A 22,231-nucleotide genomic window follows, 5' to 3' on the forward strand; every position below is an offset into this window, starting at 1 on the left:
CGGCCCCCGGGCGGCCCGGGAATAGATCCTCCGCCACCCCGGTTTTGGGGGATGCGCCCAGTCCTGGCAGACTGGTACGTCGGCTCCGGTTCACGCTCCCGCATCCCGCGGCGGCGACCCGGCGCCCTCCCGAATCTAGGAGACACCTTGAAGCGCGACATCCACCCCGAGTACGTCGAGACGCAGGTCAGCTGCACCTGTGGCGCGTCGTTCACCACGCGTAGCACGATCGAATCCGGCACCATCCGTGCCGAGGTCTGCTCCGAGTGCCACCCGTTCTACACGGGCAAGCAGAAGATCCTCGACACCGGTGGCCGCGTGGCCCGCTTCGAGGCCCGCTTCGGCAAGGCTGCCGCTGCCAAGAAGTAGCGAGCCCACAGCGCCGGTCTCCGGTGTCCCCTGCACGGGGGCGCCGGGACCGGCGCTTTGCGGTGCAGCCCCCTCCCCCGAACTCGCGCACCTGCCCGAGCAGGGGGGACCCCCATGCCGTACCTACGTCCCGAGCCCATGATGGAGCTGGGGACAGTCCATTGGAGCCGGAGATGTTCGAGGCGGTCGAGGAACTCATCGGCGAGCACGCCGACCTGGAGAAGAAGCTCGCTGACCCGTCGGTCCACGCCGACCAGGCCAACGCGCGCAAGCTCAACAAGCGCTACGCCGAGCTGACCCCGATCGTCGCGACGTACCGCTCCTGGAAGCAGACCGGGGACGACATCGAGACGGCGAAGGAGCTCGCCGCCGACGACCCCGACTTCGCCGCCGAGGTCAAGGACCTGGAGAAGCAGCGCGAGGAGCTCACCGAGAAGCTGCGCCTGCTGCTGGTTCCGCGCGACCCCAGCGACGACAAGGACGTGATCCTGGAGATCAAGGCGGGCGCGGGCGGCGACGAGTCCGCCCTGTTCGCCGGCGACCTGCTGCGCATGTACCTGCGGTACGCGGAGCGCGTCGGCTGGAAGACCGAGATCATCGACTCCACCGAGTCGGAGCTCGGCGGCTACAAGGACGTCCAGGTCGCCGTGAAGACCAAGGGCGGCCAGGGTGCCACCGAACCCGGTCAGGGCGTGTGGGCCCGTCTGAAGTACGAGGGCGGGGTGCACCGCGTGCAGCGGGTGCCGTCGACCGAGTCGCAGGGCCGCATCCACACCTCCGCCGCGGGCGTGCTGGTCACGCCGGAGGCCGAGGAGGTCGACGTCGAGATCCACGCGAACGATCTGCGCATCGACGTGTACCGCTCGTCGGGTCCCGGCGGTCAGTCCGTCAACACGACCGACTCGGCCGTGCGCATCACGCACATTCCCACCGGAGTCGTCGCTTCCTGCCAGAACGAGAAGAGCCAGCTGCAGAACAAGGAGCAGGCGATGCGTATCCTGCGCTCCAGGCTCCTCGCGGCGGCGCAGGAGGAAGCGGAGCGGGAGGCCGCGGACGCCCGCCGCAGCCAGGTTCGTACTGTCGACCGCTCCGAGAAGATCCGTACGTACAACTTCCCGGAGAATCGCATCTCGGACCACCGGGTCGGCTTCAAGGCGTACAACTTGGACCAGGTGCTCGACGGGGAGCTCGACGCGGTGATCCAGGCCTGCGTCGACGCGGACTCGGCGGCCAAGCTCGCCGCCGCGTAACAGCGGCGGCGACAACCAGCACACGACAACAGCTCAGCCCCGGAGGACCAGCGTGAACCTGCTGCTCGCGGAAGTGGCCCAGGCCACCCAGCGGCTGGCCGACGCCGGCGTGCCCTCGCCGCGCAACGACGCGGAGGAGCTCGCCGCCTTCGTGCACGGCGTCAAGCGGGGCGAGCTGCACACCGTCAAGGACGCGGACTTCGACGCCCGTTACTGGGAGGTGACCGCGCGCCGCGAGGCCCGCGAACCGCTCCAGCACATCACCGGGCGGGCCTACTTCCGCTACCTGGAACTCCAGGTCGGGCCCGGAGTGTTCGTGCCCCGGCCGGAGACCGAGTCGGTGGTCGGCTGGGCCATAGACGCCGTCCGCGCGATGGACGTCGTCGAACCCCTGATCGTGGACCTGTGCACCGGTTCGGGCGCCATCGCGCTCGCCCTGGCGCAGGAGGTGCCGCGCTCCCGCGTGCACGCCGTAGAGCTGTCCGAGGACGCCCTGCGGTGGACGCGCAAGAACGTCGAGGGGTCCAGGGTCGACCTGCGCCAGGGAGACGCCCTGGAGGCCTTCCCGGACCTCGACGGCCAGGTGGACCTGGTGGTCTCCAACCCGCCGTACATCCCGCTGACGGAGTGGGAGTACGTCGCCCCCGAGGCCCGGGACTACGATCCCGAACTCGCCCTGTTCTCCGGCGAGGACGGACTCGACCTCATCCGCGGCATCGAGCGCACCGCGCACCGGCTGCTGCGCCCCGGCGGCGTCGTCGTCATCGAGCACGCCGACACCCAGGGCGGACAGGTGCCGTGGATCTTCACCGAGGAGCGGGGCTGGGCCGACGCGGCCGACCACCCGGACCTCAACAACCGGCCGCGGTTCGCGACCGCCCGCAAGGCGATGCCGTGAGCACGCGCATCACGTTCCCCAGCCAGCAGTACGTGTACGAGGAGGCCCGCTAAATGGCACGGCGATACGACACCAACGACGCGACCGACCGCACCACCGGTCTGCGTGAGGCAGCGTCCGCCGTCCGCCGTGGCGAGCTGGTGGTCCTCCCGACCGACACCGTGTACGGCGTGGGCGCCGACGCGTTCTCCTCCGAGGCCGTCGCCGACCTCCTGGAGGCCAAGGGCCGGGGCCGCAACATGCCCACGCCCGTCCTCATCGGCTCCCCGAACACCCTGCACGGCCTCGTCACGGACTTCTCCGAGATGGCCTGGGAGCTCGTCGACGCCTTCTGGCCGGGCGCCCTGACGCTCGTCACCAAGCACCAGCCGTCCCTCCAGTGGGACCTCGGGGACACCCGTGGCACCGTCGCCGTGCGCATGCCGCTGCACCCGGTCGCCATCGAACTGCTCACCGAGGTCGGCCCGATGGCCGTGTCGTCCGCGAACCTCACCGGCCACCCGGCGCCGGAGGACTGCGACGCCGCGCAGGAGATGCTCGGCGACTCCATCTCGGTCTACCTGGACGGCGGCCCCACCCCGGGCAACGTGCCCTCCTCGATCGTCGACGTGACCGGCAAGGTGCCCGTGCTGCTGCGTGCGGGCGCACTGTCGGCGGACGAGCTGAGGAAGGTCGTACCCGACCTCGAGGTGGCGAATTGACAGCCCCTGAAACCTCCCGGCCCGCGGCTCCGCTCGACCAGGGGGCACCCCCATGCGTGGCATAGGCGAGGGGATCACGGAGGCCGGCGGGCTCTCCGGCGGGTCCTTCCGCATCCTCCACGTCAGCACCGGCAACGTGTGCCGTTCGCCGATCACCGAGCGGCTGACCCGGCATGCCCTGGCGGACCGGCTCGGCGACCCCCTGTGGGGCGGCCTGATCGTGGAGAGCGCCGGCACCTGGGGCCACGAGGGCGCGCCCATGGAGGCCAACGCCGAGACGGTCCTCGCCGACTTCGGTGCGGACGCCTCCGGCTTCGTCGGCCGGGAACTCCTCGACGAGCACGTCATCCGCGCCGACCTGGTCCTGACCGCCACCCGTGACCACCGGGCCCAGGTCATCTCGATGGGCCACTCCGCGGGCCTGCGCACCTTCACCCTGAAGGAGTTCACCCGCCTCGTACGGGCGATAGACCCGGCGACGCTTCCGCCGCTGGACGACGGCGTCGTCGCACGCGCCCGCGCCCTCGTGCGGGCCGCCGCCGCGCTGCGCGGATGGCTGCTGGCCCCGACCGCCGAGGCGGACGAGGTGTACGACCCGTACGGGGCGCCGCTGCCGTTCTTCCGGTCGATCGGGGACGAGATCAACGAGGCGCTGGACCCCGTGGTGACCGCGCTGACGGGTGTGCCGGCCCGGGCCTGACGGCAACGACCGCGCGCGGTGCGAATGGTGGTGATACCGGGCGCCCCACCGGCCCCGGTTCTACATTGGGACGTAGCGTCCCCCCGCCGAGGTCCGGAGTCCACCATGCCGGTCACACAAACGCTCGAAGCGGATGTCCTGCGTCGCCAGGACCCCGAGCTCGCCGAGATCATCCTCGGGGAGCTCGACCGGCAGTCCACCACGCTCCAGCTGATCGCGGCCGAGAACTTCACCTCGCCCGCCGTGCTGGCCGCGCTCGGCTCGCCGCTCGCCAACAAGTACGCCGAGGGCTACCCCGGCGCCCGGCATCACGGCGGCTGCGAGATCGTCGACGTCGCGGAGCGTCTCGCCGTGGACCGCGCCAAGGCGCTCTTCGGGTCCGCCCACGCCAACGTGCAGTCCCACTCGGGGTCTTCCGCGGTCCTCGCCGCGTACGCCGCCCTGCTGCGGCCCGGTGACACCGTGCTCGCCCTGGGACTGCCCTTCGGCGGTCACCTCACCCACGGTTCGCCCGCGAACTTCTCCGGCCGCTGGTTCGACTTCGTCGGATACGGCGTCGAGGCCGACAGCGGGCTCATCGACTACGCCCAGGTGCGCACGCTCGCCAGGACGCACCGGCCCAAGGCGCTGGTGTGCGGATCGATCGCCTACCCGCGCCACATCGACTACGCCGTCTTCCGTGAGATCGCCGACGAGGTGGGCGCCTATCTCATCGCCGACGCCGCACATCCCATCGGGCTCGTGGCCGGGGGAGCCGCGCCCAACCCGGTGCCGTACGCCGATGTCGTGTGCGCGACGACGCACAAGGTGCTGCGCGGTCCCCGCGGCGGCATGATCCTGTGCGGGGCGGAGCTGGCCGAGCGGGTCGACCGGGCGGTCTTCCCGTTCACGCAGGGCGGCGCCCAGATGCACACCATCGCCGCCAAGGCCGTCGCGTTCGGCGAGGCGGCGACCCCGGCCTTCACCGCCTACGCCCACCAGGTGGTCGCCAACGCGCGAGTGCTCGCGGAGCGGCTGGCGGCGCAGGGCCTGCACATCACCACCGGCGGTACCGACACCCACCTGCTGGCCGTGGACCCGGCGCCGCTCGGCCTCGACGGACGCACCGCGCGCGGACGCCTGGCCGCGGCGGGCATGGTCCTCGACACGTGTGCGCTTCCCCACGGGGACGCGCGCGGTCTGCGGCTGGGCACCGCCGCCCTGACCACACAGGGCATGGGCGAGGCGGAGATGGTGTGGATCGCGGACCTGTTCGCCGGGGTGCTGCGCGAGGACGTCGACGCCAAGACCGCGCGTGAAGATGTGCGGGAGCTCACCGGAAGATTTCCGCCCTATCCGGACTGAGCAGGGGTACTCGCTCACTCGTGCACAGCCACTCGTGCAACCATCGTCGCTACCCGGAAGTCCCCAACCATATGCGTGCATCGCTAGGGTGTGGGGCTGAGATGGCCAGCGAGACCTGTGGGGAAGCCCGTGCGTGAATACCTGCTGACGCTCTGCATCACGGCCGCGGTGACGTACCTGCTGACAGGACCGGTACGGAAATTCGCGATCGTGGCCGGAGCCATGCCGGAGATCCGTGCGCGCGACGTGCACCGGGAACCCACTCCGCGCCTCGGCGGGATCGCGATGTTCTTCGGGCTGTGCGCGGGACTGCTGGTCGCCGACCACCTGACGAATCTCAACGCGGTCTTCTCGAACTCCAACGAACCGCGGGCACTGCTGTCCGGTGCCGCGCTGATCTGGCTCATCGGCGTCCTCGACGACAAGTTCGAGATCGACGCGTTGATCAAGCTGGGCGGTCAGATGATCGCCGCGGGCGTGATGGTCGTGCAGGGTCTGACGATCCTGTGGCTGCCCATCCCCGGCGTCGGCCTGGTGGCGCTCACCCAGTGGCAGGGCACGCTGCTGACCGTGGCCCTCGTCGTGATCACGATCAACGCCGTGAACTTCGTGGACGGCCTCGACGGCCTCGCCGCGGGCATGGTGTGCATCGCCTCCGCCGCGTTCTTCCTGTACGCGTACCGCATCTGGTACAGCTACGGCATCGAGGCAGCGGCCCCGGCGACGCTCTTCGCGGCCATCCTCATGGGCATGTGCCTCGGCTTCCTGCCGCACAACATGCATCCCGCGCGGATCTTCATGGGCGACTCCGGCTCGATGCTGATCGGGCTGGTGCTGGCGGCGGGCGCCATCTCCATCACCGGGCAGATCGACCCCGACGCGATGAACCTGTTCTCCGGTTCGGAGCGCAACACCGTGCACCAGACGGTGCCCGTCTACATCCCGCTGCTGCTCCCGCTGACGATCATCGCGGTGCCGGCCGCCGACCTGGTGCTGGCGATCGTGCGGCGCACCTGGCGCGGCCAGTCCCCGTTCGCCGCCGACCGCGGGCACCTGCACCACCGGCTCCTCGAGGTCGGGCACTCGCACAGCCGCGCGGTGCTGATCATGTACTTCTGGTCCGCGCTGATCGCCTTCGGCGCCCTCGCCTTCTCGGTCAACTCGGCGTCCATGTGGATCGTGCTCGGCATCGCCGCGCTCAGCGCGGTCGGCCTCGTCCTGCTCCTGCTGCCGCGCTTCACCCCGCGCGCCCCGCAGTGGGCCGAGCGCCTCGTGCCGCCGCGCTACCGGCGCCGCAGGGCGGCCTCCTCGGCCGCCGCGGAGGCGGGGCAGGAGGTCACGCACGGGACGGCGGAGGCCGAGGAGCCGGACGAGGCGCGCGAGCACCGTCCGCCGGTCGTGGCGGGTGTCTCGGGAGTCAACGGAGCGACGGCCATCGGCCCCCGTTCGCGCTTCCTGGATGGGCGCAACGCCGGGTCGTCGCGCTGACGCGAAGGTAAGAATCTGACTAACGCGTGACCAAGTCGTGGGGGTGCAAAGCACCCCAATAACAGACAAGTCCACGCTGTTCTTGCACAGACGCGCAGGTTCACTCTCATGTGTGACAGCGAGCACACCAACCAGGTAAAGACCTCATCAAATAGTTTGTGATACGGTTCACGAGAACCCGGGATAGAGCCGAAGGACCGTAGTGCGACGGTCCCTTGGCGTGAGGTTCTCTCTCAGCCCGGGACTACGCTCGTCCATGACGACACGCCCCCCTTACAAGCGGAGTTGCCGCCATGCCGTCCAATGACGCCCGGATCCTCCTACAGGCCGCTGTGCCCACAGCTGCCGTCGGCGCGATTGCCGCCGTCGTCAGTGGTGTGGTCGCCGGCGGCAAGGGAGCGATCGGGGCGGTCGTCGCGACGCTGGTCGTGATCCTGTTCATGGGGCTCGGGCTCTACGTCCTGCAGCGCACCGCCAAATCGCTTCCGCACCTGTTCCAGGCGATGGGTCTGCTGCTCTACACGGCGCAGATCCTGCTGCTGTTCGTCTTCGTCGCCGCGTTCAAGAACACGTCGCTGTTCAACCCCAAGGCCTTCGCGCTCACCCTGGTCGCCACCACGCTCGTGTGGATCGGCGCACAGGCGCGTGCCCATATGAAGGCCAAGATCCTTTACGTCGAACCCGACTCCTCGAAGGGCGACAAGCCCGAAAAGTCGGGGCACTCGTCGTGAGGGGTAGGGCCGGGATAAGTGCGCGTAAGAGATCCTGCTATCGTCCGGTGCCAACTGCGGCATCGCGGGCGCGGGCATCTGAGCTGACGCCTGCTCAATCGCGAGGCTTGATGCCCCACAGCCGCCCCCACATCCGTAACACCAGTCCAGTGCCGAACCGCGGCTGCGCGCCGCGCCGACACAACGAGGTTGCCGTACCTATGCGCCACGCTGAAGGAGCCCGCGGTGAGTGCTGACCCGACGCAGGTGCTCGCCTTCGAGACCGACTGCCACATCTTCGACGGCTGTGGCTTCCCGGCTCCCGGCCTGCACTCGTTCCTGTTCGAGCCCCTCTGGGGCGACGGCGACAGCAACGTGTACTTCAACAAGACGATGCTGCTGGCGCTGCTCGGCTCGATCATCGTTATCGGCTTCTTCTGGGCCGCCTTCCGCAAGCCGAAGGTCGTCCCGGGCAAGCTGCAGATGGTCGCCGAGGCGGGCTACGACTTCATCCGCCGCGGCGTCGTCTACGAGACGATCGGCAAGAAGGAAGGCGAGAAGTACGTTCCGCTGATCGTCTCGCTGTTCTTCTTCATCTGGATGATGAACCTCTGGTCGATCATTCCGGTCGCCCAGTTCCCGGTCACGGCGATCATCGCGTACCCCGCCGTTCTGGCACTGATCGTCTACGTCCTGTGGGTCTCGCTGACCTTCAAGCGGCACGGCTTCGTCGGTGCGCTCAAGAACTTCACCGGCTACGACAAGTCGCTCGGCCCGGTCCTCCCGCTGGCCATGTTCATCGAGTTCCTCTCGAACCTGATCGTCCGGCCGTTCACGCACGCCGTGCGACTCTTCGCGAACATGTTCGCGGGCCACACGCTGCTGCTGCTGTTCACGATCGCCAGCTGGTACCTGCTCAACGGCATCGGTATCGCGTACGCGGGTGTCTCGTTCATCATGACGCTGGTCATGACGGCCTTCGAGCTGTTCATCCAGGCCCTGCAGGCGTACGTGTTCGTGCTGCTGACCTGCACCTTCATCCAGGGCGCGCTGGCCGAGCACCACTGAGCGCCGCCCCTCTCGACCCCGCACTCGTCCGGTGGCCAACCCCCACCGGTCCGTAAAGAAAAGGAAGAACTGGCATGTCCCAGACCCTTGCCGCTGTCTCCGGCTCGCTCGGCTCGATCGGTTACGGCCTCGCGGCCATCGGCCCCGGCGTCGGCGTCGGCATCATCTTCGGTAACGGCACCCAGGCGCTCGCCCGTCAGCCTGAGGCCGCCGGTCTGATCCGCGCCAACCAGATTCTCGGCTTCGCCTTCTGTGAGGCGCTCGCCCTCATCGGTCTGGTCATGCCGTTCGTCTACGGCACCTGATCGACCGATCAGCAACAGCCCACTAGACGAAAGGCACTGAAATGAGCCACCTGCTCATTCTGGCGGCCGAGGAGAAGGAAAACCCCCTCGTCCCGCCGATCCCCGAGCTTGTCATCGGCCTGATCGCCTTCGTCATCGTCTTCGGCTTCCTGGCCTGGAAGCTCCTCCCGAACATCAACAAGGTTCTGGAGCAGCGTCGCGAGGCCATCGAGGGCGGTATCGAGAAGGCCGAGGCCGCTCAGACCGAGGCCCAGAGCGTTCTTGAGCAGTACAAGGCGCAGCTCGCCGAGGCCCGGCACGAGGCGGCCCGTCTGCGCCAGGAGGCGCAGGAACAGGGCGCCACGCTCATCACCGAGATGCGTGCGGAAGGCCAGCGGCAGCGCGAGGAGATCGTCACCGCCGGTCACGCGCAGATCGAGGCGGACCGCAAGGCTGCCGCCCAGGCGCTGCGTCAGGACGTCGGCCAGCTGGCCACCGCCCTGGCCGGCAAGCTGGTCGGCGAGTCCCTCGAGGACCACGCCCGGCAGAGCCGTGTCATCGACCGCTTCCTCGACGAGCTTGAGGAGAAGGCCGAGGCAGCTCGATGACAGCGCACGGAGCGAGCCGCGAGGCATTCGCAGCAGCCCGTGAGCGTCTCGACGCGCTGACGGACTCGGCGTCCGTGGACGCGGCGCAGCTCGCCGACGAGCTGGCCGCCGTCACCGCGCTGCTCGACCGCGAGGTGTCGCTGCGTCGGGTCCTGACCGACCCGGCGCAGCCCGGCGAGGCCAAGGCCGAACTGGCGCAGCGCCTGCTCGGCGGCCAGGTGAGCGGCACGGCCGCCGACCTGGTGTCCGGCATGGTGCGTTCCCGCTGGTCGCAGCCCCGCGACCTGGTGGACGCGCTGGAGGAGCTGACCGCGACGGCCGACCTCACGGCCGCGCAGCGCAGCGGTGGCCTCGACAACGTCGAGGACGAGCTGTTCCGGTTCGGCCGGATCGTCTCCTCGAACACCGAGCTGCGCGCCGCGCTGACCGACCGCGCCGCCTCCAAGGCGGCCAAGAGCGAGCTGCTGCGCAGCCTGCTCGGCGGACGGGCCGACGTGACCACCGAGCGTCTGGTGACGCGCCTTGTGACCGCTCCGCGTGGACGTAGCCTGGAAGCGGGACTCGAGTCCCTGTCCAAGCTCGCCGCAGAGCGCCGCAACCGCGTGGTCGCCGTCGTCACCTCGGCGGTCCCGCTGAGCGACGGACAGAAGCAGCGCCTCGGCGCCGCTCTGGCGAAGCTCTACGGCCGTCAGATGCACCTCAACCTCGACGTGGACCCCGAGGTCCTCGGCGGGATCCGGGTGCAGGTCGGCGACGAGGTCATCAACGGCTCCATCGCGGATCGACTTGAGGACGCGGGCCGCCGCCTGGCCGGCTAGCAGCAACTCAAAAAGAAGTACGTAATTACGGCCCTCGTTGGGCCGTGCAGAGGATTCACCTCTCTTAGGGGGGAGTCCCCATCCCCCCAAAGTGAAACTTCGGGCCCAACAAGGAGAGCAGGGAACCCAGATGGCGGAGCTCACGATCCGGCCGGAGGAGATCCGGGACGCGCTGGAGAACTTTGTCCAGTCGTACAAGCCGGACGCGGCCTCGCGCGAGGAGGTCGGTACGGTCACCCTTGCCGGCGACGGCATCGCGAAGGTCGAGGGCCTGCCCTCGGCCATGGCCAACGAACTGCTGAAGTTCGAGGACGGCACCCTCGGCCTCGCGCTGAACCTGGAAGAGCGCGAGATCGGCGCCATCGTCCTCGGCGAGTTCAGCGGCATCGAGGAGGGCCAGCCGGTGCAGCGCACCGGAGAGGTTCTGTCCGTCGCCGTCGGCGAGGGCTACCTCGGCCGCGTTGTCGACCCGCTCGGCAACCCGATCGACGGCCTCGGCGAGATCGAGACCACCGGCCGCCGCGCCCTCGAGCTGCAGGCCCCCACGGTCATGCAGCGCAAGTCGGTGCACGAGCCGATGGAGACCGGCTACAAGGCCGTCGACGCGATGACCCCCGTCGGCCGTGGCCAGCGTCAGCTGATCATCGGCGACCGCCAGACCGGCAAGACCGCCCTGGCCGTCGACACGATCATCAACCAGCGCGACAACTGGCGCACCGGCGACCCGAAGAAGCAGGTCCGCTGCATCTACGTCGCCATCGGCCAGAAGGGCTCCACCATCGCCTCGGTGCGCGGTGCCCTGGAAGAGGCCGGCGCGCTCGAGTACACGACCATCGTCGCCGCCCCGGCGTCCGACCCGGCCGGCTTCAAGTACCTGGCGCCGTACACCGGTTCGGCCATCGGCCAGCAGTGGATGTACGAGGGCAAGCACGTCCTCATCATCTTCGACGACCTCTCGAAGCAGGCCGACGCCTACCGCGCCGTCTCCCTGCTGCTGCGCCGCCCGCCGGGCCGCGAGGCCTACCCGGGTGACGTCTTCTACCTGCACTCCCGTCTGCTGGAGCGCTGCGCGAAGCTCTCCGACGACATGGGCGCCGGTTCGATGACGGGTCTGCCGATCGTCGAGACCAAGGCGAACGACGTGTCGGCGTTCATCCCGACCAACGTCATCTCCATCACCGACGGCCAGTGCTTCCTGGAGTCGGACCTCTTCAACGCCGGTCAGCGCCCCGCGCTGAACGTCGGTATCTCCGTCTCCCGTGTCGGTGGTTCCGCCCAGCACAAGGCGATGAAGCAGGTCTCCGGCCGACTGCGCGTCGACCTCGCCCAGTTCCGTGAGCTGGAGGCGTTCGCCGCCTTCGGTTCCGACCTGGACGCCGCGTCGAAGTCGCAGCTGGAGCGCGGTCAGCGCATGGTCGAGCTGCTCAAGCAGGCTCAGTACCAGCCGATGCCGACCGAGGACCAGGTCGTCTCCGTGTGGGCCGGTACCACCGGCCGGATGGACGACGTGCCGGTCGCCGACATCCGCCGCTTCGAGAAGGAGCTCCTGGAGTACCTGCACCGCAAGGAGCAGGGCCTCATGACCTCCATCAAGGAGGGCGGCAAGATGTCGGACGACACGCTGACCGCCGTGGCCGACGCGATCGCGGACTTCAAGAAGCAGTTCGAGACCTCTGACGGCAAGCTGCTCGGCGAGGACGCTCCGGCCGCTGCCGCCAAGTGACGTAAGGAAGGGACCTGACTCATGGGAGCCCAGCTCCGGGTCTACAAGCGTCGCATCCGATCCGTCACCGCGACCAAGAAGATCACCAAGGCGATGGAGATGATCGCCGCCTCGCGCGTCGTCAAGGCGCAGCGCAAGGTGAGGGCCTCCACGCCGTACGCGACCGAGCTCACGCGCGCGGTCACGGCGGTCGGTACCGGTTCGAACACCAAGCACCCGCTGACCACGGAGGCGGAGACGGCGACCCGTTCCGCGGTGCTGCTCCTCACGAGCGACCGCGGACTGGCCGGCGCCTTCAACTCCAACGCCATCAAGGCCGCCGAGCAGCTGACGGCGCGCCTCGAGGCGGAGGGCAAGCAGGTCGACACGTACATCGTCGGCCGCCGCGGTGTCGCCCACTACAACTTCCGCGAGCGCAAGATCGCGGAGCAGTGGACGGGCTTCACCGACGAGCCCACCTACGCGGACGCGAAGAAGGTCGCGGGTCCGCTCATCGAGGCCATCGAGAAGGAGACGGCGGACGGCGGCGTGGACGAACTCCACATCGTCTACACCGAGTTCGTCTCGATGATGACGCAGACGGCCATCGACGGCCGACTGCTTCCGCTTCGCCTCGAAGAGGTGGCGGAGGAGGCGTCCGGCAAGGGCGAGATCCTCCCGCTGTTCGAGTTCGAGCCGTCGGCGGAGGACGTCCTCGACGCCCTGCTGCCGCGCTACGTCGAGAGCCGTATCTACAACGCGCTGCTCCAGTCGGCTGCCTCCAAGCACGCCGCCACGCGCCGCGCGATGAAGTCGGCGACCGACAACGCGGGCGAGCTGATCAACACGCTCTCCCGTCTTGCCAACGCGGCCCGCCAGGCCGAAATCACCCAGGAAATCAGCGAGATCGTCGGTGGCGCGAGCGCCCTTGCCGACGCGACCGCGGGGAGTGACAAGTAATGACGACGACTTCAGAGACGGCCGTTGCCACGGGCCGCGTCGCCCGGGTCATCGGTCCGGTCGTCGACGTGGAGTTCCCCGTCGACGCGATGCCGGACATCTACAACGCCCTTCACGTCGAGGTGGCCGACCCGGCCAACGCCGGCGAGAAGAAGACGCTGACCCTGGAGGTCGCCCAGCACCTGGGTGACGGCCTGGTCCGCACGATCTCCATGCAGCCCACCGACGGTCTGGTCCGCCAGGCCCCGGTCACCGACACCGGCGACGGCATCACCGTCCCGGTCGGTGACTTCACCAAGGGCAAGGTGTTCAACACCCTCGGTGAGGTGCTGAACGTCGACGAGCAGTACACGGGCGACCGCTGGTCCATCCACCGCAAGGCCCCGAACTTCGACGAGCTCGAGTCGAAGACCGAGATGTTCGAGACCGGCGTCAAGGTCATCGACCTTCTCACCCCGTACGTCAAGGGTGGAAAGATCGGTCTGTTCGGTGGTGCCGGCGTCGGCAAGACGGTGCTCATCCAGGAGATGATCTACCGCGTCGCCAACAACCACGACGGTGTCTCCGTGTTCGCCGGTGTCGGTGAGCGCACCCGTGAGGGCAACGACCTCATCGAGGAGATGTCGGACTCGGGCGTCATCGACAAGACCGCCCTTGTCTTCGGTCAGATGGACGAGCCCCCGGGCACCCGTCTGCGCGTGGCCCTGGCCGGTCTGACCATGGCGGAGTACTTCCGCGATGTGCAGAAGCAGGACGTGCTGTTCTTCATCGACAACATCTTCCGCTTCACCCAGGCCGGTTCCGAGGTCTCCACGCTGCTCGGCCGCATGCCCTCCGCGGTGGGTTACCAGCCGAACCTGGCCGACGAGATGGGTCTCCTCCAGGAGCGCATCACCTCGACCCGTGGTCACTCGATCACCTCGATGCAGGCGATCTACGTCCCCGCGGACGACCTGACCGACCCGGCCCCGGCCACCACGTTCGCCCACCTCGACGCGACGACGGTTCTGTCCCGTCCGATCTCCGAGAAGGGCATCTACCCGGCCGTGGACCCGCTGGACTCCACGTCCCGCATCCTGGACCCGCGCTACATCGCGCAGGACCACTACACCGCCGCGATGCGCGTGAAGTCGGTGCTGCAGAAGTACAAGGACCTCCAGGACATCATCGCGATCCTCGGTATCGACGAGCTCGGCGAGGAGGACAAGCTCACCGTCCACCGTGCCCGTCGCGTGGAGCGCTTCCTGTCCCAGAACACCCACGTCGCCAAGCAGTTCACCGGCGTCGACGGGTCGGACGTCCCGCTGGACGAGTCGATCGCGGCCTTCAACGCGATCATCGACGGTGAGTACGACCACTTCCCGGAGCAGGCGTTCTTCATGTGCGGTGGCATCGAGGACCTCAAGGCCAACGCCAAGGAGCTCGGCGTCTCCTGAACCTCGTGTTCTGTGTGAGGGGGGCGGGGCCGCACCTCGCGGGGCGCGTCCCGTCCCCCTCCGTACGCCTACTAGACTTTGACCCAACACCCGGCAGCAACGCCGGGTGGTGACCCGAGGAGCCCACCTTGGCTGCTGAGCTGCACGTCGAGCTCGTCGCCGCGGACCGCAGTGTCTGGTCCGGCGAGGCCACCCTGGTCGTCGCGCGTACCACGTCCGGCGACATCGGCGTCATGCCCGGTCACCAGCCGCTGCTCGGTGTGCTGGAGTCGGGCCCGGTGACCATCCGTACGAGTGATGGTGGAACGGTCGTCGCCGCGGTGCACGGCGGTTTCATCTCGTTCGCCGACAACAAGCTGTCACTGCTGGCCGAGATCGCCGAGCTGTCGGACGAGATCGACGTCCAGCGTGCGGAGCGGGAGCTCGAGCGCGCGAAGGCGGAGGGCGATGCCTCCGCCGAGCGTCGCGCGGACGTCCGCCTGCGGGCGGTGGCGGCACGCTGACCCCAGCGTGCACGGAATGACATGACTCAGCCGCGGCCGGGACTGGAGACATCCAGACCGGGCCGCGGCTGAGGCGATGCGGGTACTTTTTTCCGTTTCATTACCTGCTTTACCTAGGAGACGAGGAGGTCGGTGTCGATGGTCCTCGCTCTGACTGTGTGCGGGTTGGTAGTGGCGCTCGTGGTCGTGGGCCTTTTCGTCTTCGGTCTCCGCCGACGGCTGATCCAGCGGTCCGGCGGCACGTTCGACTGCAGCCTGCGGTGGGACGTCCCGGAGGACGGCGACCCCAGCGGCAAGGGCTGGAGCTACGGGGTGGCCCGCTACAACGGCGACCGCATCGAGTGGTACCGCGTCTTCTCCTACGCACCGCGCCCGCGTCGAGTGCTGGAGCGTTCCGCGATCGAGGTGGCCGGCCGTCGCGCCCCGGAGGGCGAGGAGGAGCTGGCCCTGCTCTCCGACGCCATCATCCTCGCCTGTCTGCACCGCGGGACACGGCTCGAACTGGCGATGAGCGAGGACGCCCTGACGGGATTCCTCGCGTGGCTGGAGGCCGCTCCACCCGGACAGCGGGTGAACGTGGCCTGAGAGGTCACGTCCACCCGCCGGGTGAGATGTCCCGGACGGGGTCCGGGGAGGGGCGTCAGTGACGCCCGGTGGTTCCGACTTTCCTACGACAGGCCGCTGTTGATGGCGCTGACGAGTTCACCGTTGCTGGTGTCGCCGCTGAACTCCCAGAAGAAGGCGCCGCCCAGGCCCTGGTTCTTGGCCCAGGTCATCTTGGTCCCGATGGTGGCCGGGGTGTCGTAGCTCCACCAGTTGCTGCCGCAGTGCGCGTACGCCGTCCCGGCGATGGTGCCGGTGGCGGGGCAGGACGTCTTGAGGACCTTGTAGTCCTCGATGCCCTGCTCGTACGTGCCGGCGGCCGGTCCGGTCGCGGTGCCGCCGGGGGCGTCCTGGGTGACGCCGGTCCAGCCGCGCCCGTAGAAGCCGATGCCGATCAGCAGCTTGCTCGCGGGCACGCCCTTCGCCTTGTACTTGGCGATCGCGTCGGCCGTGGTGAAGCCGGCCGTCGGGATGCCGCTGTACGAGGTGAGCGGGGAGTGCGGGGCCGTCGGGCCCTGGGCCGCCCAGGCGCCGAAGAAGTCGTACGTCATCACGTTGTACCAGTCGACGTACTGTGCGGCGCCCGCGTAGTCGGCGGCGTCGATCTTGCCGCCGGAGGAGCCGTCCGCGGTGGTGGCCGCGGTGACCAGGTTGTTCGAGCCGAACTTGGCGCGCAGCGCCTGCATCAGGTTCTTGTAGGCCGCCGCCCCGCTGGTGTCGCAGCTCAGGCCGCAGGCGTTCGGGTACTCCCAGTCGATGTCGATGCCGTCGAAGACGTCGGCCCAGCGCGGGTCCTCGACCAGGTTGTAGCAGGACTGGGCGAAGGCGGTCGGGTTGGCCGCCGCCTGCGCGAAGCCGCCGGACCAGGTCCAGCCGCCGAAGGACCACAGCACCTTGATGTTCGGGTACTTGGCCTTCAGCTGGCGCAGCTGGTTGAAGTTGCCGCGCAGCGGCTGGTCCCAGGTGTCGGCGGTGCCGCTGACGGACTGGTCGGCGGTGAAGGCCTTGTCGTAGTCGGCGTAGGAGTCGCCGATGGCGCACTGGCCGTTCGTGACGTTGCCGAAGGCGTAGTTGATGTGCGTGATCTTGGCGGCGGAGCCGGACGTCACCAGGTTCTTGACGTTGTAGTTGCGGCCGTAGATGCCCCACTCGGTGAAGTAGCCGAGCCTGACCTTGTTGCCGGTGGGCGGCGGGTCGGTGGTGCCGCCCGTGGTGTGCACGGCGACCGCGCCGCTGACCGGTCCGGTCTGGTCGGCGGTGTCACGGGCCTGGACGGTGTACGAGTAGTCGGTGCCGGCGGTCAGCCCGGTGTCCGAGTACGAGGTCGTGGTCACGGTCGCGACCTTGGCGCCGTCGCGCAGGACGTCGTAGTTCTTGACGCCCTTGTCGTCGGTGGCCGCGGACCAGGACAGCTTCACCGAGGTGTCGGTGATCGAGGAGGCGGTCGGGGTGCCGGGCGCGGAGGGGGCCGCGTCCCCGGGGACGGTGGTGCCGTCACAACTGTCGCCGTTGAGCTTGCAGTTGGAGGGCGAGCCGGAGCCCGAGCCGTTGAAGCCGAAGGAGATGGAGGCGCCCGCGGCGAGGGTGCCGTTGTAGGACTTGTTCTTGGCGGTCCAGTGGTTGCCGGAGGAGGTGACGTCGGCGTCCCAGGCCGAGGTGACCGACGTGCCGGAGGGGAAGTCCCACTCGACGGTCCAGGAACTGATGCTGGTGGTACCGGTGTTGGTGACCGTCCACTTGCCTTCGAAGCCGGTACCCCAGTCCTGGGTCTTGGTGTACGTGGCCTTGGCGCCGGCGGCCGCGTGGGCGGGGCCCGCGAGGCCGACCAGTGCGGCGAGGGGGAGGAGCAGGGTGGTGAGCCCTGCCACGGTTCTGTGTCGGGCTCTCTGCCGGAAGCGCATGATGCCTCTCCTCTTGAGTCTGATCGCCTGTGGGGGCAGGCGGTGTCGTGGGCATGGCTAAGCGCAGTGCGGCGAGAATAGAAAGGTCTGGACCATAGGTCAATAGGTCTGGACCAGTGAGGATGATGCGGTGTCGGTACCGGGTGCTAGACGCCCAACTCCTGCGCCAGTACCGCCGCTTGGACCCTGTTGCGCATCTCCAGCTTCCCCAGCAGACGGCTGACATGGGTCTTCGCCGTCGCCTCCGCCATGTCCAGACGTGCCGCGATCTCCGCGTTCGACAGTCCCTCGCCGAGGCAGGACAGCACCTCGCGCTCCCGCCGGGTCAGGGTGTCCAGCACGGCCGCGTCGACGGACGGGTCGCGCACCGGCGAGGCGGCGAACTCCGCGATCAGCCGGCGCGTGACCGCCGGTGCGACGATCCCCTCCCCGCGCGCCACCGTCCGTACCGCCGTCAGCAGGTCCCGCGCCTCGGCGTTCTTCAGCAGGAAGCCGGCGGCGCCCGCGCGCAGCGCACCGAACACGTACTGGTCGAGGTCGAAGGTGGTGAGCACCAGGACGTCGGCGAGCCGCTCCGCGACGACCTGACGGGTGGCCGACACCCCGTCCAGCCGGGGCATCTGCACGTCCATCAGGACCAGGTCCGGCCGGAGCAGGCGAGCCTGCCGCACCGCCTGCTCGCCGTCCGCCGCCTCGCCGACCACCTCGATGTCGGGCGCGCTGCCCAGGATGAGGACGAGCCCGGCGCGCACGGCGGACTGGTCCTCGGCGACGACCACCCGGATCATGCGGCTGCTCCTCGGTTCAGGGGCAGGGCGGCCCGCACGGTCCAGACCCTCCCGCCGGGGGAGTCCTCGGGACCGGCCTCGAACGTGCCGTGCAGCAGGGCCACCCGTTCCCGCATGCCGACGAGGCCGGCCCCCGATCCCGGTGCCCGCGGACGGTCCCGGCCGGCGTACGGACTGCTGACACGCGTGGTGAGCCAGTCGTCCCGCAGCGCCAGCGCGACCGTCACCCGGCCCGGTCCCGCGTGCTTGAGTGCGTTGGTCAGGGACTCCTGGACGATGCGGTACGCGGCGAGCTCGACCGGCGCCGGCACCTTGCCGTGGTCGGCGCTGAGCGCGACGTCCAGCCCGTTGGCGCGGGCGCCGTCCACCAGCGCGCCGAGCCCGTCCAGGGTGGGCGCCGCGGCCGGCTCGTCGTCCCCGCTGCCGTCGCGCAGGATGCCGATCAGCCGCTGCATCTCGGCGAGCCCCTCGACGCTGTTCTCCCGGATGACGGCGAGGGCGTCCTCGGACGTCCTCGGATCGCGGAGCGAGAGCGCGGCCGTGGAGTGGATGGCGATGGCGGACAGGTGGTTGGCGACCATGTCGTGCAACTCCCTTGCCATCCGGGCTCGTTCGGCCGTGACCGCCTGGACCCGGTCCATCTCGGCCAGCAGCGCCGTCTGTTCGGCCCGCAGCCGTTCCGCGACGGCGGTGTCACGGTGGTTGCGGACGATCCAGCCGGTGGCCGCCGGGGTGAAGGTCACCAGACCGGTGAACGCCCCGATCAGCAGGCCCTCCGGCTTGCGCCACAGGACGACCGGCCACACGGTCGCGATCACCGTGACCAGCCCCGTGATCCAGGGAATGCGGCGGGCCGCGGCCGGCGAGCCGTACAGGACCGCCGCGTACACCAGGTCCGTGAACATCACCACGCTGGCCAGGCTGCCCCGCGTCAGCAGATCCGCGACGAGGGCGACCGTGCCGATGAACAGGGCGGTCCGCGGCCGGGTGCGCCGCATCAGCTCACAGCCGGCCAGGACGACCAGCGGGACGAGGACCGCCCAGCGCTGGTCGACGCGCGCCATCGGATCGCTCGGGCCACGGCTGTGGAGACCGACGCCCCACAGCGCCAGCCCGCCGAGCAGCCCGCCGACCGCGATGCGTACGTCGTCGCGGTGCGGGCGGGGGAGCGTCAGAGCCATGCCCTCCATCCAACACGGCCGCCGGACCGCCCGCGTGCTCCCGGGGAACGGTCCCCGACTGCATCTTTCGGTGTACCGCGGTTTCGTCACCGCCGACGACGAAGCGCGCATCCGCAGCGGCGAGCCTGGAACGACGAGCGAGAGGAGCGAACCGTGATCGTCGGACTGGTCATCGCCTGCGAGGTGGGCTTCTGGGTGCTGCTCGCCGCCGGCCTCGGTGCCCGCTACCTGCTGAGACTGCGGCGCACCGGCGCGGCCCTGTTGCTGTGCGAGCCGCTGCTGGAGGTGGTGTTGTTCGTGGCGACGGCAGTCGACCTCAGGAACGGGGGCGAGCCGGGCTGGGAACACGGCCTGGCGGCGCTCTACATCGGCTTCACCGTCGGCTACGGGCACTTCACGGTCCGATGGCTCGACGGCCATGCCGCCCACCGGCTGGCCGGCGGCCCGCGCCCGCCGAAGCCGCCGCGCCACGGGACGGCCCGCGCCCGGTACGAGGGCCGGCTCTGGCTGCGCACGCTGCTCGCGGCAGCCGTCGCCCTCGCCCTGCTCCAGTCCGCGGTCTGGTACGTGGGCGACGCCGGCGACACCGGCCCGCTGCGCTCCTGGCAGTGGGTCGCCCTGCGGATCGTCGTGATCCACGGGCTGATCGCCCTGTCCTACCTGTTCTGGCCCAAGCGGAGCCCGGCCGCCGCTGCCGCCCGCGAGAAGGAGGGCCGTACCCTGACCGGGCGATGAGGAGGGGCGAGGCGCATGAGCGGTGCGGTGCTGGTCGTCGACGACGACGCGGCGATACGACGGTCACTGGAACGCGGGCTGCGACTGAGCGGCTTCCGGGTCCGCACCGCCGACAGCGGTCCCGAGGCGCTCGACGCGGTCCGCGACGAGCCGCCGGACGTACTCGTCCTGGACGTCTCGATGCCCGGCATGAGCGGCATCGAGGTGTGCACCCGGCTCCGCGACGACGGGCGGGACCTGCCGGTGCTCATGCTTTCCGCGCTCGACGAGACCGCCGACCGCATCGCCGGACTCCAGGCGGGCGGCGACGACTACCTGGTCAAGCCGTTCGCCCTCCAGGAACTCGTGCTCCGGCTGCACGCACTGCTGCGCCGCCGCCCCCCGACGGGCCATGAGGTGCTGCGGGTGGCGGGCCTGGTCGTCGACCCGGCCGCCCGCACCGCAGAGCGCGACGGCAGGGCCCTGGAGCTGACCCGGCGGGAATTCGAACTCCTCGAGGTGCTCGCTCGCAACGCCGGGCTCGTCCTCACCCGCGACCAGCTCCTGGAGCGCGTGTGGGGCTACGACTTCGATGTGCGCACCGACGCCGTGGACACCTTCGTCAGCTACCTGCGCCGCAAACTGGAGGCCGGCGGCGCCGGGCGGCTGGTGCACACCGTGCGCGGGGTGGGCTTCGTCCTGCGGGAGGAGCCGTGAGGCTCTCGACCCGCATCGGGCTCGCCGTCGCACTCACCGTGCCACTGCTCGTCCTGGCCTCCGGCTGGCTCCTGCTCCAGCTGGTCTCCCGGGACCTGCACCGGGTGGAGGACGACCACCTGCGCAAGCGGGCCGCGGCCGTCGTCCCCGACGCCCTCGCGCTGCTGCGAGCCGGTGCCAACGACCGGCCCAAGGCGGCCGACACCAGGGAACGGCGGCTCTACAGCGCCGCCCTCGACGTCGGCGTACGCGTCGTCGGACCGGAGACGACGTACAGCGGCGGACCGCAGCCGGACCCCTCCGTCCCGCTGCCGGACCACACGTCCGCTCCGGTGACCGTCCGCGCCGACGGCGACAGCTGGCGGGCGCTTGCCGTGCCGGTCGCGGGCGCCCGGGTCTCCGGCACCCTGTGGGTCTTCGCGCAGGACACCGCCGACCGCGCCCAACTCCAGCTGGTGCGCAGGCGCGTGGTCACCACCGCGCTGCTCGCGGCCCCGCTCTCCGGCCTGCTCGCGTGGGGTGTCGCCGCCGGGGCGGGCCGTCCGCTGCGCCGCCTCAACCGTCGCGCCGCCGGCCTCGACCCGCGGACGAGCACCGCGCGGCTGCATCACGAGCCGACCGGGCTGACCGAGGTGGACGAGCTGGCCGCCACCCTGCAGACGGTCCTCGCCCGCTACGACGCCCAGGCCGTGCGCACCGGTGAGGCCCTGGACACCGCGCGCTCCTTCGCCACCGCGGCCTCGCACGAACTGCGCACCCCGCTGATGAGCATGGGCACCAATCTCGACATCCTCGCCGACCATCCACGCCTCCCCGACCCGGACCGCACCGAGGTCCTCACCGACCTGCGCCGCGAACACGCACGGCTGCTCGGCCTGCTGGTGATGCTGCGCGAACTGGGGCGCGGGGACCTGGTGGAGGCGGAAGCGCTGCGGACCGTCGACCTGCCGGAGGCCGCCGACGCGGCAGTGGCCGAGGCCCGGCGGCGCGCACCCGGAGCCCGGATCACCCTGGACGCGGCCCCCGGGCTCACCGTCCACGGCTGGGAACCCGGCCTGCGGCTGCTGCTCGACAACCTCCTCGCCAACGCGCTCGCCCACGGCCGGGAGGGGGAGCGGCCGGCCGAGGTGACGGTGGCCGTGCGGGGAGCGGGGGAGCAGGTGGTGATCACGGTGGACGACCGCGGACCGGGGGTGCCCCCGGAGGCCCGCGCCCAGATCTTCGAACGCTTCCGGCGGGGCCCGGCCAGCACCGGCTCCGGCCTCGGCCTGACCCTGGTCGCCCAGCAGACGGCACTGCACCGGGGGAGCGTCACGGTGGCCGACGGCCCGGACGACACCGGGGCGCGCTTCGAGGTGCGGCTGCCGCGAGCGGGCGGCGAACTGCCCGGACGCAGGGACTGGCTGATCGGCACGGTGGGGGCAAACCGGTCACAGAGTTTCCCCAAGGACGCCTCCTAGCCTCCGCTGCGGCGGACGGACGACGGGG

General features: G+C 69.9%; 23 protein-coding genes. 20 read left to right on the plus strand and 3 right to left on the minus strand.

Going from position 1 to position 22,231, the window contains the following annotated elements; all coding sequences use genetic code 11:
* The first annotated feature begins 147 nt into the window (after positions 1–147).
* The 17 genes from rpmE (at position 148) to ACSYGO_RS31230 (ending at position 15,424) form a co-directional block, all read left to right on the plus strand.
* On the plus strand, positions 148–369 hold the full coding sequence (gene rpmE, locus ACSYGO_RS31150) for a 50S ribosomal protein L31 (protein WP_028804216.1): 222 nt from the start codon (positions 148–150) through the stop codon (positions 367–369).
* A 173-nt stretch (positions 370–542) separates the two neighbouring features.
* Positions 543–1,619: a peptide chain release factor 1 gene (prfA, locus tag ACSYGO_RS31155; RefSeq protein WP_426682089.1), complete on the plus strand. Its 1,077-nt coding sequence runs from the start codon at positions 543–545 to the stop codon at positions 1,617–1,619.
* 52 nt (positions 1,620–1,671) lie between these two features.
* Positions 1,672–2,517: a peptide chain release factor N(5)-glutamine methyltransferase gene (prmC, locus tag ACSYGO_RS31160; RefSeq protein ID WP_095936669.1), complete on the plus strand. Its 846-nt coding sequence runs from the start codon at positions 1,672–1,674 to the stop codon at positions 2,515–2,517.
* A gap of 53 nt (positions 2,518–2,570) precedes the next feature.
* Positions 2,571–3,218 (plus strand): L-threonylcarbamoyladenylate synthase, encoded by a 648-nt coding sequence (locus tag ACSYGO_RS31165; RefSeq protein ID WP_345650234.1) that lies wholly within the window; start codon positions 2,571–2,573, stop codon positions 3,216–3,218.
* A gap of 52 nt (positions 3,219–3,270) precedes the next feature.
* Positions 3,271–3,918: an arsenate reductase/protein-tyrosine-phosphatase family protein gene (locus ACSYGO_RS31170; protein WP_460388463.1), complete on the plus strand. Its 648-nt coding sequence runs from the start codon at positions 3,271–3,273 to the stop codon at positions 3,916–3,918.
* Positions 3,919–4,023: 105 nt separating this feature from the next.
* Positions 4,024–5,262 (plus strand): serine hydroxymethyltransferase, encoded by a 1,239-nt coding sequence (locus tag ACSYGO_RS31175; RefSeq protein ID WP_426682091.1) that lies wholly within the window; start codon positions 4,024–4,026, stop codon positions 5,260–5,262.
* A gap of 129 nt (positions 5,263–5,391) precedes the next feature.
* The gene (locus ACSYGO_RS31180; protein WP_426682092.1) at positions 5,392–6,750 is read left to right on the plus strand and encodes an MraY family glycosyltransferase; all 1,359 of its coding nucleotides are present in this window, start codon (positions 5,392–5,394) and stop codon (positions 6,748–6,750) included.
* 293 nt (positions 6,751–7,043) lie between these two features.
* Positions 7,044–7,481, plus strand: a complete 438-nt coding sequence (locus ACSYGO_RS31185) for a hypothetical protein (protein WP_028804223.1) — start codon at positions 7,044–7,046, stop codon at positions 7,479–7,481.
* Between the two features lie 210 nt (positions 7,482–7,691).
* Positions 7,692–8,528, plus strand: a complete 837-nt coding sequence (atpB, locus tag ACSYGO_RS31190) for a F0F1 ATP synthase subunit A (protein ID WP_179332583.1) — start codon at positions 7,692–7,694, stop codon at positions 8,526–8,528.
* 74 nt (positions 8,529–8,602) lie between these two features.
* Positions 8,603–8,833, plus strand: coding sequence for an ATP synthase F0 subunit C (gene atpE / locus ACSYGO_RS31195; protein WP_028804225.1), 231 nt, complete (start codon positions 8,603–8,605; stop codon positions 8,831–8,833).
* Between the two features lie 41 nt (positions 8,834–8,874).
* Entirely contained in the window at positions 8,875–9,420 is a 546-nt protein-coding gene (locus tag ACSYGO_RS31200) for a F0F1 ATP synthase subunit B (protein WP_028804226.1), read from the plus strand.
* Complete coding sequence (locus tag ACSYGO_RS31205) at positions 9,417–10,238, plus strand: F0F1 ATP synthase subunit delta (RefSeq protein WP_095936676.1); 822 nt, start codon at positions 9,417–9,419, stop codon at positions 10,236–10,238. The genes ACSYGO_RS31200 and ACSYGO_RS31205 overlap by 4 nt, the downstream gene beginning before the upstream one ends.
* Before the next feature lie 130 nt (positions 10,239–10,368).
* Positions 10,369–11,961, plus strand: coding sequence for a F0F1 ATP synthase subunit alpha (gene atpA / locus ACSYGO_RS31210; RefSeq protein WP_426682093.1), 1,593 nt, complete (start codon positions 10,369–10,371; stop codon positions 11,959–11,961).
* Between the two features lie 21 nt (positions 11,962–11,982).
* Positions 11,983–12,900, plus strand: coding sequence for a F0F1 ATP synthase subunit gamma (locus ACSYGO_RS31215; protein WP_426682094.1), 918 nt, complete (start codon positions 11,983–11,985; stop codon positions 12,898–12,900).
* Positions 12,900–14,336: a F0F1 ATP synthase subunit beta gene (atpD, locus tag ACSYGO_RS31220; protein WP_426682095.1), complete on the plus strand. Its 1,437-nt coding sequence runs from the start codon at positions 12,900–12,902 to the stop codon at positions 14,334–14,336. Before ACSYGO_RS31215 ends, atpD begins: the two co-directional genes overlap by 1 nt.
* Before the next feature lie 128 nt (positions 14,337–14,464).
* Positions 14,465–14,839, plus strand: a complete 375-nt coding sequence (locus ACSYGO_RS31225; RefSeq protein WP_095936680.1) for a F0F1 ATP synthase subunit epsilon — start codon at positions 14,465–14,467, stop codon at positions 14,837–14,839.
* Between the two features lie 138 nt (positions 14,840–14,977).
* Positions 14,978–15,424: a DUF2550 domain-containing protein gene (locus ACSYGO_RS31230; protein WP_095936681.1), complete on the plus strand. Its 447-nt coding sequence runs from the start codon at positions 14,978–14,980 to the stop codon at positions 15,422–15,424.
* 83 nt (positions 15,425–15,507) lie between these two features.
* On the opposite strand, the gene ACSYGO_RS31235 is transcribed toward ACSYGO_RS31230, so the two are convergent.
* The 3 genes from ACSYGO_RS31235 to ACSYGO_RS31245 form a co-directional block, all read right to left on the minus strand.
* Entirely contained in the window at positions 15,508–17,343 is a 1,836-nt protein-coding gene (locus ACSYGO_RS31235) for a glycosyl hydrolase family 18 protein (protein ID WP_426682096.1), read from the minus strand.
* 146 nt (positions 17,344–17,489) lie between these two features.
* Positions 17,490–18,131, minus strand: coding sequence for a response regulator (locus tag ACSYGO_RS31240; protein ID WP_460388468.1), 642 nt, complete (start codon positions 18,129–18,131; stop codon positions 17,490–17,492).
* On the minus strand, positions 18,128–19,312 hold the full coding sequence (locus tag ACSYGO_RS31245) for a sensor histidine kinase (protein ID WP_432187721.1): 1,185 nt from the start codon (positions 19,310–19,312) through the stop codon (positions 18,128–18,130). The genes ACSYGO_RS31240 and ACSYGO_RS31245 overlap by 4 nt, the downstream gene beginning before the upstream one ends.
* Before the next feature lie 153 nt (positions 19,313–19,465).
* Between ACSYGO_RS31245 and ACSYGO_RS31250 the strand changes: the two genes are divergently transcribed.
* From ACSYGO_RS31250 to ACSYGO_RS31260, 3 genes are read left to right on the plus strand one after another with little or no spacing between them, the layout of a single operon-like run.
* Entirely contained in the window at positions 19,466–20,047 is a 582-nt protein-coding gene (locus ACSYGO_RS31250; RefSeq protein ID WP_426682099.1) for a hypothetical protein, read from the plus strand.
* Between the two features lie 15 nt (positions 20,048–20,062).
* Positions 20,063–20,743, plus strand: a complete 681-nt coding sequence (locus ACSYGO_RS31255; protein ID WP_095936685.1) for a response regulator transcription factor — start codon at positions 20,063–20,065, stop codon at positions 20,741–20,743.
* Positions 20,740–22,203: a sensor histidine kinase gene (locus ACSYGO_RS31260; protein ID WP_426682100.1), complete on the plus strand. Its 1,464-nt coding sequence runs from the start codon at positions 20,740–20,742 to the stop codon at positions 22,201–22,203. Before ACSYGO_RS31255 ends, ACSYGO_RS31260 begins: the two co-directional genes overlap by 4 nt.
* The last annotated feature ends 28 nt before the right edge of the window (positions 22,204–22,231 follow it).

Source organism: Streptomyces krungchingensis, from assembly GCF_054729265.1.